The following is a 12190-nucleotide window of genomic DNA, read 5'->3' as shown; positions in this document are numbered from 1 at the left end:
ATGAATATAGGAGGGATTGTTAAATGAGAAAGCTTTTAAAATTGTTACTTTTTATTAGTTTAATTTTATGTTTTTCCTTTAATATTCTTTTAGCAGATACTAATAAATACGTGGATGAAAAGTTAGGTTTTTCTATTGTGCCTCCCGAAGGATGGGAGGTAAAAGACGGAAAACCTTATAATTTAGCGGTGATGTTTGTAGGTCCTGCTGATGAAGGATTTATGCCCAATTTCAATATAAATGTGGTAAATCTTCCTGGTGAGGTTACAGAGATAAATGAAGATCTTATAAGTGAAATAAAAGTCCAATTAGAAGCTGTAGGAGAATATTATGGTTCTTTAGAGTTTATTTCCGAAGGAGTAAGGGATGTATCAAAATATAAAGGTTATGAGATTGTTTATACTCTAAACGTGGATAAAGGTTTGTCTTTCGAACAAAAACAAGTTTATATTATCTATGAAGGAAGATTTTACATTTTTACTTTTACTTCTTTAAAAGATAATTTTGAGAAGAATTTACCTGCTTTTGAAAAGAGTTTAAGTACTTTTGAGATACTTTAAAATATAGGGGGCGAATAGCAAAACCGCCCCCATATTTTTACCAAGTCATTAAATTTCCTTTATAATCCATGTATATATTTTTATCGCTTATATCCCAATCTTTCATAGAGAGATTGTATATACCTTCAGCTGCTTCTTCAGGAGCTATATCTGCATTGGGACCCCCCATGTCAGTTCTCATCCAGCCAGGATGAATGGCTAAAACTTTTATACCTTTAGGTATGCTATAATTTTGCAATATGGCAGAGAGCATATTTAAAGCTGATTTTGACATACAATAGGCATATTCCCTATCTCTCCAACAGTTGGAAATACTTCCAGCTTCTGATGATACATTTATTATTAATTTCTTATTTCCCCTCTCCACAAAGGAATAAAAGTATTTTAAGACTCTTAAGGGACCTATGGAGTTTATATTTAAAGTTGTAATGGCTTCTTCAATATCTACATTCTCTATGGTTTTAGTTTTGTCTTCTAAATATACAGCTGCATTGTTTATAAGAATGTCAATGTGACTAATTTTGTCTTTTAAAAAATCAAAGGCATTTTTGACTGAGTTTTCATCGGATACATCCATCGTATAAAGGATTAAGTTTGGATGATTTTTTATTTCTTCTAATTTTTCAAGATTCTTTCGATAGGTTGCTATTACTTTATGTCCTTTTTCAAGGTAGAGTTTTGTCAGAGAAAAACCTAACCCTTTAGAGGCTCCTGTTATAAATACGGTATAATTTGACATGTTAGAATCCTCCTTCTTTTGTGAAAGACTTATGGTATTATAATTATAGATTAAATTATTGCATATTGCATTATTTTCTCCTGTGTTGCTTCTTCTTTGCTTATTTCTCCTGTGATTCTTCCCTTTGATACTACAAGAATTCTATCAGAAAGGGCGAGAATTTCAGGAAGTTCTGAAGAGATAAGGATAATTCCAATTCCTTCTTGAGCCATTTCTCCAATAAGTCTATGTATTTCTGCTTTTGCTCCCACATCTATTCCCCTTGTAGGTTCATCAAGAATAAGAATCTTAGGTTTTAAAGCAAGCCATTTTGCAAGCACAACTTTTTGCTGATTTCCTCCAGAGAGGTTTATAACTTTTTGGAAAATACTTGGCGTTTTTATTTGTAGTTTTTTAACAAAATACTCAGCAAGATCATACTCTGTTTTCTTTTTTATAATTCCATTAGGGAATAAATATATTAAAGAAGGTAAAGAAATATTCTCATAAACCGCCATATCCAGAATAAGTCCTTGAAGCTTTCTATCTTCAGGTACTAAGCCTATTTTTTGTTGTACCGCATCCTTTGGTGATTTAATTTCAATCCTTTTTCCTTCGAGATATATTTCTCCAGAAATTATAGGATCAGCTCCAAATATGGCTCTAATAATCTCTGTTCTTCCTGCTCCTACGAGACCTGCAATCCCTAAGACTTCTCCTTTTCTAAGTTGGAAAGATATATTTTTGATCTTTTTAGAAGATAGATTTCTTACCTCAAAGATAGGTTCTTCTGTTTTTGTAGAAGGTTTTGGTATTACTCTTATCTCTCTTCCTACCATCATTCTTATTACATCATCATACTTATCCCTTTGAGCAGGTAATTCTCCAACTCTTTTCCCATCTCTTAATACTACAATTCTGTCAGCAATTTCAAATACCTCTTCAAGCCTATGAGTAATAAATATTATTGAAATATTCTCACTTTTAAGCCTTCTCATTATCTCAAATAGTTTTTTAACCTCTCTTCCGGCAAGAGCCGAGGTAGGTTCATCCATTATGATAAGTTCTGTTTTTTGAGCAAGAGCCTTCGCAATTTCTACCATTTGTTGTTCGGCTACAGTAAGATCTTTTACTAAGGTGTCTGGTGATAAATTTAAGCCAAGTAAATCTAAGAGTTTTAATGATTCTTCGTAGGCTTTCTTATAATCAAAAATTTTTATAAATTTACCCTTTCTGGGCTCATTACCTAAAAATATGTTTGTAGCAATATCAAGGTTTGGGGCCAAATTAAATTCTTGATAAATAATAGAAATACCTAATTTTTGGGCTTCATGAGGATTTTGAGGGCTTATTTCCTTTCCTTTAAATAGGATTCTTCCTTCGTCTTTTTGGTAAACTCCTGTTAGAATTTTCATAAGGGTAGATTTTCCAGCTCCGTTTTCTCCCACAAGGGCAAGAATTTCACCCTTGTAGACTTCTAAATCTACTTGGTCCAAAGCTTTTACTCCAGGAAAGCTTTTTGAAATTTTCTCCATTTTTAATAGGAGATCCTGATTCATTTTTCAAGCCTCCTATGTATGTTTTGGGGGAGGAGAGCTCCTCCCCCTATTTCTTTGCTACCATCCCTGAACAGGTATACCAAGTTCTTGTAATTTCTTTCTATATTGCTCTACTGTTAGTGCTTGTACACTCTTTATGCTCTTTACGTATTTATCTCCGGCTACCACATCTACACCAGTGTCAATAATTCTGTTTGCTGGTAATTCTTTAAGAGTTGCGTCAACGCCCTTTTGTGCCATTTTGGTTAGAACTTCTACGCTCTTGTATCCCATCATATATGGCCTTTGACCTACAGTAGCGGATATTACTCCTTCTTTTATAAGTTGCATATGTTCTGCAGTGGTGTCAAAACATACTATTAACACTTGACCTACTTTTCCAGCAGATTTTACTGCTTTTGCTGCAGCGGGTCCATTGAAAGCATAGACTCCAAAGAATCCTCTAAGGTCTGGATAGGTCAAGAGTGCTTGTTCTGCAAGGGTAACAGCTCTTCCTGTGTCTTCAAAATCGCAAAGAGCTGGTTTAGTTACTACAACAATTCTTTTGTTAGAAGCTATGCCATCCATGAAACCACGGATTCTCTCTAAGGAGTTCATTGCAGTAAGAGATCCTGTTCCTATAGCTACCTTTCCTCCTTTTATTCCAAGTAGATCATTCATTACCATGCCAGCAATTTTTCCTGCTGAGTAGTTGTCAGTTCCGATGTATACTAATCTCTTGCTTTGAGGGGCATCGGTATCAAGGGTAATTACTGGAATACCTTTTGCCATTGCTTTTTCAATGGTTGGAGCTATAGCGGTTGGGTCAGAAGGAGCAATAGCAATACCATCAACACCCATAGCAATAAAGGACTCCATCTGGGATATTTGTGCAGGGATATCTTCTTTTTGAGGTACGAAGAAGGTAGCTTTTACTCCCAAATCTTTAGCTGCCTGTTTTACTCCGAGTTCTACCTCTGCCCAGTAAGGATGTACTGATTTTCCAATAACTGCTACATGTATTTCTTTAGAATACCCTATAGAGAATATAATAGGGAAAAGAATAATTAAAATAGCAACCAAAACTTTACGCATAAAGAACACCTCCCACTAGTTGAATTTCTTTAAAATTGGAAAAGAGATAGGAATTAAAATATTTTCTCACCCCCCCCCAAATTAGGATTTATCTTTTTCTCTTTCTCCAAATGTCTATTGTGACTGCTGTAACTATCACAAGTCCCATTACTACATCATGCCAATATGAAGATATTTCAAGAAGTATGAGTCCATTATAAATCACTGACATAATACTTGCTCCAATTATGGTACCTAAAATCGTACCCTCGCCACCCGAAAGAGAGGTACCTCCTATTACTGCAGCTGCGATAGCACTCAATTCATAGCCCCCTCCGACTCCTGCTTGTCCTTGGCTTAGTCTTGAGGCAATGATTATCCCTGTGATTCCTGCAAGGAAGGATCCAAAAACGTAGGTAAACATTCTTACTTTATCCACATCTATTCCAGAAAGTCTTGCAGCCTCAATATTTCCTCCTACTGCATATAAATCCCTTCCAAGCACTGTGTACTTTGTAATAAAGAAGGCTAAAATTGCAAAGACAATTAATATCACAGTAGGGAAAGGAATTCCCCAAAGATCTCCTTGGCCTATAAAGAAGAATTTTTCGGGGAGACCAATAATGGGCCATCCTTTTGTAATAACTGAGGCAAGTCCTCTTGCAGCAGTGAGGGTTCCTAAGGTTATTATAAAGGGGGGAACATTTAGTTTGGTGACAAAGAACCCATGCCAAAATCCTATAAGACAAGATATAATTAGCACCAAAAGAATTGCTACTACCATATCTATACCATTTTTCATGAAAAGAGCTACAAGGACACCTGTTAGAGCCACAAGAGATCCCACGGAAAGATCTATACCACCACCAATAATTATTAACGTTTCCCCAATAGCAAGAAGCCCATAAATTGCTATTTGTCTTGCAACCACCTGAAGGTTAAAGGGGGTAATAAACTTAGGATTCATTATTGTAATGAAGACACATAACACGGCAAGAGCAAGAAGAATATTTAATTCACGAAAATAAAATCTTAAGTTTTGCTTGTTGGACTTTATCTTCATCAACCCCTCTCTTAGAAAAGTTTACGTTATCGTTTTCCCATAGTAGTATAGTTTTATTTTGAAAAAAATGCAATATTGACCACAAAAGAATATTTCTATAGAATTTATAAAAATATATTCAAGGGAGAGATTATCTGTGAGAGAACTCGAGGAACTTAGAAGAGAGATAGATGAATTAGATAGGAAATTGCTTGAGATTATAAATAAAAGAGCCCAAATAGTACTTCAAATAAGAAATTGGAAGATTAAAAATAATTATCCTATTTTTGATCCTTCAAGGGAGAAAGAACTTTTGGAAAGATTAGTTAAAGAAAACCAGGGACCTTTAGATGAGAAGGCAATAATAGGAATCTTTAAGACTATCATGAGCTACTTAAGGGCTCTTGAGAAAGATATTGAGGTTTTATATTTAGGTCCTGAAGGCAGTTTTACTCATCAGGCTGCGGTAAAGTTTTTTGGAGAGGGTGTAAAGTTTAAACCTTTACTTTTGGTGGAGGACATTTTTAAGTCCTTAGAGGAAGGATCTGAATATGCTGTAGTTCCCATAGAAAATTCTTTAGAAGGTACGGTAGGAAGTACCATGGATCTTCTTGCTGTTACTACTAAAAAAGTGATTGGGGAGGTTTATTTAGATGTAAGACATTCTTTAATATCTTCTGAAGATTCCATGAATAAGGTCAAAAGGGTATACTCTCATCCCCAAGCTCTTGCCCAGTGCAAAAGGTGGTTGAGGCAAAATTTACCTAACGTACAAGAGATACCAACCTCAAGCACAAGTTTTGCTGCTAAAATAGTAAAGGAAGAAAAAGAAAGTGCGGCTATCGCAAGTAATTTTGCAGCAGAGGTCTTTGGATTAAATATTCTTGCTGAGAATATTCAGGATTCTTGGAACAATAAGACAAGATTTTTAGTACTTGGAAAAGACATTCCAAAACCAACGGGTAAGGATAAAACCTCTATAATTTTCTCGGTTAAGCACCAAGCAGGAGCTTTATACAGGGCTTTGAGACCACTACATGATTTTGGTTTAAATATGACTTTAATTCAATCAAGACCTGTTCCTGCTAAACCCTTTGAGTATAGGTTCTTTGTAGATTTTCAAGGACATATATGGGATGAAAAGGTCTCTCAAGCCCTTGAGAGGGTAAAGGAAGAATGTATAGACTTTAAGATATTAGGCTCTTATCCAGAGGCTAATGATTTTTGAGGAAGGTTTTTTATAATAAAGTTTCTACTATATTTTAGGTCTTCGATTTTATTATCAAAAACAGTCTCCACAGTTAAAGGACCGTCATATCCAATTTCAAATATCTTTTCAAATAGTTCTTTAAAATTGATTAATCCTTCTCCTAACTTTAAATATCTCCTTTTTCCTTCTTCATCAAAGCTTTGTCCATCATAATCCCTTATATGTATATTTCGGAGATAGTTTTTTAATAATTCTTTAGGATATTTGTCCAAGGAATACTTTGTGGAGTGAAGATACTCTACATCAATGGTTATGCCAATAGAATTTCTGTATCTCTTCACAAGAGCAGAGTAAAATTGAGGTGGATCAAGAAGATAAGGTACATTTTCTATGGTTAATATTACATTATGTCTTGAAGCAAAGTGGATTACATTGTCGAATATGGAGAATACATTTTTTAACAAAGAATCCATGGATTTTTGAAAGGGAGGATGCATAACAATAATTTTTATTTCCAACTCATAGCATTCCTTAATTAGTTTTACTAGATCAGGGAGTACAGACTTTATAGGTTTATGAAGAATGTTTTTAGGGGCATGTAAAGTTAATATTTTTCCTCTGATTTTTTTTGCTTCATTAAAGAGGGTTTCTCTTTTTTCCTCATCAAAGTCCTTAGGAAGAAAGAGTTCAATTCCATCGAAGTTGTTTTCTAAAATAGTGGTTAAAGCCTCAATAGAATTTTTTAATTTTTCATCTATGGTCATTTCTGGATTTATAAAGGCTGCAGTTGAACAAGAAATTAACATCTTTTACCTGTATTTGTTAAAATACACAAAATCTTTTATTGGAAGTCTTTCTGGCCTTTTCAGTTCTCTTTCTTTTTGTTCCTCAGAAAGATTTGGATTTATCTCTTTTGCTTGTTTTCCAAATACGATTAATAGAATTGCCGTCATATCTTCAGGTATATTTAAGATCTTTTTTACCTTTTCCTCATCATAACCTGCTATAGGATGAGCTATTAATCCTAACTCTGTGGCCCTTAAAAGCATGAATCCCACAGCCATCCCAGTATCAAGAAGGGCATAATTTCTTCCTTTTATTTGACAATCTAACTCATCCTTTGTAAAGACTGTAACTATTAGAGGGGATTTATAAGCCCAATTATTTCTTGGGGTTAAAGCGGTATACAACTCTTTAAGGATATTTTGATCATAGGTAAAAATAAAGCGCCAAGGTTGATTGTTAAAGCATGAAGGGGCAAGAGAGGCTGATTCAGCAAGATCATATATTAACTCTTGAGTTACTTCAAAAGGCTCAAGGGATCTTAGAGATCTTCTCTCCTGAATTATTCTTTTTACTTCCATAAAATTCACCTTCTTTTTTTGTGAATAAGATTATACCACAAAATTTTAACTTAAAATTAAAAAATTTATGGTATAATTTTTTTGGACATCGGGGAGGTGTCCGAATTGGCTAAGGGGCCGGTCTTGAAAACCGGTAAGGCCTTCGTGGCCATGTGGGTTCGAGTCCCACCCTCCCCGCCAATTTTTTAATACATAGTAGTAACAGAGAAGGAGGACTTATGGTAAAAATTGGGGTAATTTCGGATACTCATCTTCCTTCTCGTTTTCCTTATCTTCCTCAAGTTATTGTTGAAAAGCTTCAAGGAGTGAATTTAATAATTCATGCTGGAGATTGGGAAGATATTTTCTTTTTACCAGAACTTCAGAGGATCGCAGAAGTTGTAGGAGTACATGGAAATATGGATAATTTTGAGGTGAAAAGAGTTCTTCCAGCAAAAAGGATCATAACTGTTGAGAATGTTAAGATAGGGATTACTCATGGTAGTGGTGCTCCATGGGGTATTAAGGAAAGGGTTAGGAATGTTTTTGAAGGAGAAACTTTGAATGCTATAGTTTTTGGACATACTCATAAAGCAGTGATAGAATGGGAAAATAATATACTCTTTTTTAATCCGGGCTCTCCCACAGATAAATTTTTTACCGACAAAAATACCATAGGCTATCTATATGTGGACAAGGATAAAATTTGGGGAGAGATAGTACCAATTGAGATCTGATTGGGAGGAAGGAAGTTGAAAAGGATTTTGGAGGTTGTTTTGGAGTTAGGAATTCCCGAGGAATTTTTTATCCCTTATGGGTGGTATGTTGGAAAAGTTAAATGGAATTATTATAAAGAAATACAAAATAATCCCTCAGGTAAGTTAATCCTAGTAAGTGCCATGAATCCTACACCATATGGAGAGGGAAAAACTACTACGACTATTGGATTAGGTGATGCCATTAGAAGACTTTCTTATCGTTCTTTTGTATGTATTCGTGAGCCATCTATGGGTCCTGTGTTTGGTATAAAAGGGGGAGCTGTGGGAGGGGGTAAGGCAAAGGTAGTTCCTGAGGACATCATTAATCTTCACTTTACGGGAGATATTCATGCTGTTACTTCGGCTCATAATCTTTTATCAGCTTTGATAGACAATCATATCTATCATGGGAATGAATTGAGCATTGATGTAAGGCAGATTTTTTGGAAGAGATGTTTAGACATGAATGATAGACAATTGAGATTTATTGTGAGTGGGCTTGGAGGAAGAGCAAATGGTATACCTCGAGAAGACGGTTTTGATATAACTGCAGCTTCGGAGGTTATGGCAATAATATCGCTATCAAGGAATATTTCTGAGTTAAAAGAAAGATTAGGTAATATTGTAATTGGGATTAATAAAAATGGTATGCCCGTTTTATGTAAAGATATAGGAGCTCAAGGATCTATGAGTGTAGTTTTAAAGGATGCTATATCTCCTAATTTGGTTCAAACTCTTGAGGGTACTCCTGCTTTTGTGCATGGTGGTCCTTTTGCTAATATTGCCCATGGTGCTAATTCTCTTATTGCTACCGAGATGGCACTAAAACTTTCTGACTATGTGATAACAGAGGCTGGTTTTGGTGTGGATCTTGGAGCAGAGAAGTTTTTTAATATTAAATGTAGATTAGGAAATATAAAACCAAGTGCTGTAGTAATCGTGGTATCTGTAAGGGCATTAAAGTTTCATGGTGGAATAAAGAAAGATCTTGAAGGAGAAAATATAGAGGCTATAAAAAAGGGTCTTCCTAACCTTTTACATCATGTGGACGTGATAAGAGATGTTTTTAAATTACCTGTGGTGGTAGCTTTAAATAGATTTCCTAAGGATAGTGAAAGGGAAATAGAATATGTACTTTCGGAGCTTAGGGATAGAAACATAAGGGTAGCTATTTCGGAAGTTTATGAAAAAGGGGGCTTAGGTGGAATTCAACTTGCTCAAGAAGTGATTAAAGCTATAGAGGAAGATAAAAATGAATTTTCCTATCTATATGATTTAAATGAAAGCTATAAAGATAAAATAGACAAAATATGTAAGAGAGTATATGGGGCAAGGGAAGTAATATTTTCTGAGAGTGCAAAAGAAGATTTAAAAAGAATTGAAAGTTGGGGTTTTGTAAACTTACCAGTTTGTATGGCAAAAACTCAATATTCTTTATCGGACAATCCCAAGCTTTTAGGAAGACCTGAAGACTTCGTAATAAATGTTCAAGGAGTGAAAATCTCAGGCGGGGCTGGTTTTCTGGTAGTTTATACGGGTAATATAATGACCATGCCAGGACTTCCCAAGGTTCCCTCTGCTTACAATATGGATTTGGATGAAAATGGAAATATAATAGGTCTTTTGTAGGAGGTATTTATGGGGGTTATCCTTGAAGGAAAGCCTGTTGCTGAGAAATTAGAGAAGGAGATTAAAGAAAAAATTCAATTTTATAAATCACAAGGTGTTATTCCTACTTTATGTATAGTTAAGGTTGGCAAAAATGCTGAGGCAGAAGCTTACGCAAAGAGTATAGAAAAATTTTTTTCAAAAATAGGTATTAATATAGAAAGAAAAAATTTTAATGAAGAGATCTCCTTAGTAGATTTCAAAAAAATTATGAAGGAATTAGAAGAAGACAGCGCTATCCATGGAGTATTGATTTTAAGACCTCTTCCTGAAGAGCTTGAAAGAGGTAAGGCTTTTCAATTTTTACCCACTAAGAAGGATGTGGAAGGAGTAACCTATGAAAATTTAGGTAGACTTTTGGTGGGAGAGGACTCTTTTCATCCTTGTACGCCACAGGCAGTTCTTGAGCTTTTAGATTTTTATCAAATTCCTGTGGAAGGGAAAAATGTGGTGGTTGTAGGAAGAAGTATATCGGTAGGGAAACCCCTCTCTTTGTTGCTTTTGAATAGGAATGCGACAATTACTGTATGCCATTCAAAGACTAAAAATTTAGTAGAGTTTACTAAAAAAGCAGAAATTCTCATAGTAGCTATTGGAAAACCTTATTTTGTGGGTAAGGATATGGTAGGAGAAGGACAAGTAATAATTGATGTGGGCACTAATGTGGTAGATGGAAAGCTTGTAGGAGATGTAAATTTTGAAGAGGTAAAAGATAAAGTAGAGTATATAACTCCTGTTCCTGGGGGTATAGGAGTAATAACCACTCGAGTTCTTGCTATGAACCTTCTTAAGGCGGTGAAAAAAGTTGAGGCTTGAGTTTAAACCTATAGAAGAGATTAAAGGTTTTGTAAAAGGTAATAAAGTTTTTGTCTTTTCTTGTGATAATTGTGGTTTTGCAAAGGTGGAAGAGAAGAATCAACAAGTTTTAGATTATATTAGTGCTTTGGGTTATGAATTGGTAGGTATGTACACTTTAAAAAAGGAAGAGTGTAATGTGGGTTCGTTTTTGAAAATTGTTAAGGATTTAAAGGGGGTAAATGAAGCAGAGGCAATTTTAACTTTTACGTGTGGAGGCCTTCCTCAGATTATTCCCAATTATGTTAAAAAACAGGTTTTTCCAGCTACAAACACTTTGAAGATAGAGCCTGGTAGAAGTCTTGGAAGCTTTGCAAGATTGTGTTCTGCTTGTGGAGAATGCTGGATATATTATACTGGAAATTTATGTATGGAGAAATTGTGCCCTAAAAAAATGAGAAATGGCCCTTGTGGGGGTTCCGAAGAGGGTATGTGTGAAGTATTTAATAGATTATGTCCATGGGTTATTCTTTTTAAAAATAAGAGAATTACCGAAGAGGAGTTTTTAAAGATTATCCCACCCAAAGACTTTAGTAAGATCCTTTTTCAAGAATGAACTTTGAGCAAAAGTTGAAGTCTGGAAAGTTTGTTATAACTGCAGAGGTAAGTCCACCAAGAGGGGTGGATGTTAGTTCTTTTATTGAGAAGACTCTTCTTTTAAAGAATAGAATTGATGCGGTTAATGTTACTGATTTTCAAAATGTGGGAGTAAGAATTACATCTCTTGTGGGAAGTTATCTTCTTCTAAGAGAAGGATTTGAGCCTATTTTTCAGATAACTGCAAGGGATAGAAATAGGGTAGCTATATCAGGGGAGCTCTTGAGTGCTTATGCTCTTGGGATTAGAAATGTGTTGGTGCTCACTGGTGATTATACTACTACGGGAATAGTAAAATCTGCAAAGCCTGTATTTGATCTTGATGCTACCAATATATTAGTGATTGCCAAAAAGTTAGAAGAAGGAGAGGATTTTTCAGGCAAGAAGTTAAATAAGAGTCCTGATTTTTTCTTGGGAGCAGTATTCAATCCTAATCTTGTTCCTTTAGAGATAGAAATCTTAAAACTATTAAAAAAGAAAAAGGCTGGAGCTGAGTTTTTTCAGACCCAACTTTTTTTTGAGCTTTCCCTTATGGAGAGGGTAAGGGATAGGGTTGGAGATGATGTAAAAATCATAGCTGGAGTTACTATTTTTAAATCTTTGGAAATGTTAGAGTATATGATGGATAATGTTCCTGGTATAAAAATTCCTGAGAGAGTCATAGAAATGTTTAAAAACACTAAGGATATAAAAGCTTTAAGTATTGAATTTTGTGTTGAGTTTTGTTCTAAGCTGAAAGAGAGTAAACTTCTCGATGGTATACATTTTCTTGCTTCAAGACCTTCAGATATAATTAAAGTGTTGGATCTATTAAAATGGTGAAGGGA

The 12190-nt window shown here is 34.9% G+C and carries 13 protein-coding genes and 1 tRNA gene; 8 read left to right on the top strand and 6 right to left on the bottom strand.

What is annotated here, in order from left to right; genetic code table 11:
• Positions 1 to 23 precede the first annotated feature (23 nt).
• The gene (locus tag DTUR_RS08505) at positions 24 to 560 is read left to right on the top strand and encodes a PsbP-related protein (RefSeq protein WP_012583994.1); all 537 of its coding nucleotides are present in this window, start codon (positions 24 to 26) and stop codon (positions 558 to 560) included.
• A 37-nt stretch (positions 561 to 597) separates the two neighbouring features.
• Here the strand turns inward: DTUR_RS08505 and DTUR_RS08500 are convergent, their stop codons facing one another.
• The 4 genes from DTUR_RS08500 to DTUR_RS08485 form a co-directional block, all read right to left on the bottom strand.
• The gene (locus DTUR_RS08500) at positions 598 to 1299 is read right to left on the bottom strand and encodes an SDR family oxidoreductase (RefSeq protein WP_012583993.1); all 702 of its coding nucleotides are present in this window, start codon (positions 1297 to 1299) and stop codon (positions 598 to 600) included.
• Positions 1300 to 1349: 50 nt separating this feature from the next.
• Complete coding sequence (locus tag DTUR_RS08495; RefSeq protein ID WP_012583992.1) at positions 1350 to 2837, bottom strand: sugar ABC transporter ATP-binding protein; 1488 nt, start codon at positions 2835 to 2837, stop codon at positions 1350 to 1352.
• 57 nt (positions 2838 to 2894) lie between these two features.
• Positions 2895 to 3911, bottom strand: a complete 1017-nt coding sequence (locus DTUR_RS08490; RefSeq protein WP_012583991.1) for a sugar-binding protein — start codon at positions 3909 to 3911, stop codon at positions 2895 to 2897.
• 88 nt (positions 3912 to 3999) lie between these two features.
• Positions 4000 to 4953: an ABC transporter permease gene (locus DTUR_RS08485; RefSeq protein WP_012583990.1), complete on the bottom strand. Its 954-nt coding sequence runs from the start codon at positions 4951 to 4953 to the stop codon at positions 4000 to 4002.
• Positions 4954 to 5089: 136 nt separating this feature from the next.
• Between DTUR_RS08485 and pheA the strand changes: the two genes are divergently transcribed.
• Positions 5090 to 6160 carry a prephenate dehydratase gene (gene pheA / locus DTUR_RS08480; protein WP_012583989.1) on the top strand — a complete coding sequence of 357 codons (1071 nt, stop codon included), beginning with the start codon at positions 5090 to 5092 and terminating at the stop codon, positions 6158 to 6160.
• Here pheA and DTUR_RS08475 read toward each other — a convergent pair.
• Both DTUR_RS08475 and DTUR_RS08470 read right to left on the bottom strand, forming a co-directional pair.
• Positions 6136 to 6948, bottom strand: coding sequence for a sugar phosphate isomerase/epimerase family protein (locus tag DTUR_RS08475; protein WP_012583988.1), 813 nt, complete (start codon positions 6946 to 6948; stop codon positions 6136 to 6138). The genes pheA and DTUR_RS08475 overlap by 25 nt on opposite strands.
• A gap of 3 nt (positions 6949 to 6951) precedes the next feature.
• On the bottom strand, positions 6952 to 7506 hold the full coding sequence (locus DTUR_RS08470) for a nitroreductase family protein (RefSeq protein ID WP_012583987.1): 555 nt from the start codon (positions 7504 to 7506) through the stop codon (positions 6952 to 6954).
• 90 nt (positions 7507 to 7596) lie between these two features.
• Here DTUR_RS08470 and DTUR_RS08465 point away from each other — a divergent pair.
• The 6 genes from DTUR_RS08465 (at position 7597) to DTUR_RS08440 (ending at position 12185) form a co-directional block, all read left to right on the top strand.
• Positions 7597 to 7686: transfer RNA gene (locus tag DTUR_RS08465), tRNA-Ser, on the top strand.
• Positions 7687 to 7724: 38 nt separating this feature from the next.
• Entirely contained in the window at positions 7725 to 8222 is a 498-nt protein-coding gene (locus DTUR_RS08460; RefSeq protein ID WP_012583986.1) for a metallophosphoesterase family protein, read from the top strand.
• Between the two features lie 15 nt (positions 8223 to 8237).
• Positions 8238 to 9872, top strand: coding sequence for a formate--tetrahydrofolate ligase (locus tag DTUR_RS08455; RefSeq protein WP_012583985.1), 1635 nt, complete (start codon positions 8238 to 8240; stop codon positions 9870 to 9872).
• A 9-nt stretch (positions 9873 to 9881) separates the two neighbouring features.
• The gene (locus DTUR_RS08450; protein ID WP_012583984.1) at positions 9882 to 10727 is read left to right on the top strand and encodes a bifunctional 5,10-methylenetetrahydrofolate dehydrogenase/5,10-methenyltetrahydrofolate cyclohydrolase; all 846 of its coding nucleotides are present in this window, start codon (positions 9882 to 9884) and stop codon (positions 10725 to 10727) included.
• Positions 10717 to 11322: a methylenetetrahydrofolate reductase C-terminal domain-containing protein gene (locus DTUR_RS08445; RefSeq protein WP_012583983.1), complete on the top strand. Its 606-nt coding sequence runs from the start codon at positions 10717 to 10719 to the stop codon at positions 11320 to 11322. The genes DTUR_RS08450 and DTUR_RS08445 overlap by 11 nt, the downstream gene beginning before the upstream one ends.
• Complete coding sequence (locus tag DTUR_RS08440) at positions 11319 to 12185, top strand: methylenetetrahydrofolate reductase (protein ID WP_012583982.1); 867 nt, start codon at positions 11319 to 11321, stop codon at positions 12183 to 12185. The genes DTUR_RS08445 and DTUR_RS08440 overlap by 4 nt, the downstream gene beginning before the upstream one ends.
• The last annotated feature ends 5 nt before the right edge of the window (positions 12186 to 12190 follow it).

The sequence above is a fragment of the Dictyoglomus turgidum DSM 6724 genome (assembly GCF_000021645.1).
GTDB classification, from domain to species: domain Bacteria; phylum Dictyoglomota; class Dictyoglomia; order Dictyoglomales; family Dictyoglomaceae; genus Dictyoglomus; species Dictyoglomus turgidum.
This window is presented reverse-complemented; position numbering and strand designations above follow the sequence as displayed.

Coding starts and splice junctions, on each gene's coding strand:
- DTUR_RS08500 (WP_012583993.1), bottom strand. CDS start 1,299: ATGTCAAATTATACCGTATTTATAACAGGAGCCTCTAAAGGGTTAGGT.
- DTUR_RS08475 (WP_012583988.1), bottom strand. CDS start 6,948: ATGTTAATTTCTTGTTCAACTGCAGCCTTTATAAATCCAGAAATGACC.
- DTUR_RS08505 (WP_012583994.1), top strand. CDS start 24: ATGAGAAAGCTTTTAAAATTGTTACTTTTTATTAGTTTAATTTTATGT.
- DTUR_RS08470 (WP_012583987.1), bottom strand. CDS start 7,506: ATGGAAGTAAAAAGAATAATTCAGGAGAGAAGATCTCTAAGATCCCTT.
- DTUR_RS08440 (WP_012583982.1), top strand. CDS start 11,319: ATGAACTTTGAGCAAAAGTTGAAGTCTGGAAAGTTTGTTATAACTGCA.
- DTUR_RS08450 (WP_012583984.1), top strand. CDS start 9,882: ATGGGGGTTATCCTTGAAGGAAAGCCTGTTGCTGAGAAATTAGAGAAG.
- DTUR_RS08460 (WP_012583986.1), top strand. CDS start 7,725: ATGGTAAAAATTGGGGTAATTTCGGATACTCATCTTCCTTCTCGTTTT.
- DTUR_RS08485 (WP_012583990.1), bottom strand. CDS start 4,953: ATGAAGATAAAGTCCAACAAGCAAAACTTAAGATTTTATTTTCGTGAA.
- DTUR_RS08495 (WP_012583992.1), bottom strand. CDS start 2,837: ATGAATCAGGATCTCCTATTAAAAATGGAGAAAATTTCAAAAAGCTTT.
- DTUR_RS08490 (WP_012583991.1), bottom strand. CDS start 3,911: ATGCGTAAAGTTTTGGTTGCTATTTTAATTATTCTTTTCCCTATTATA.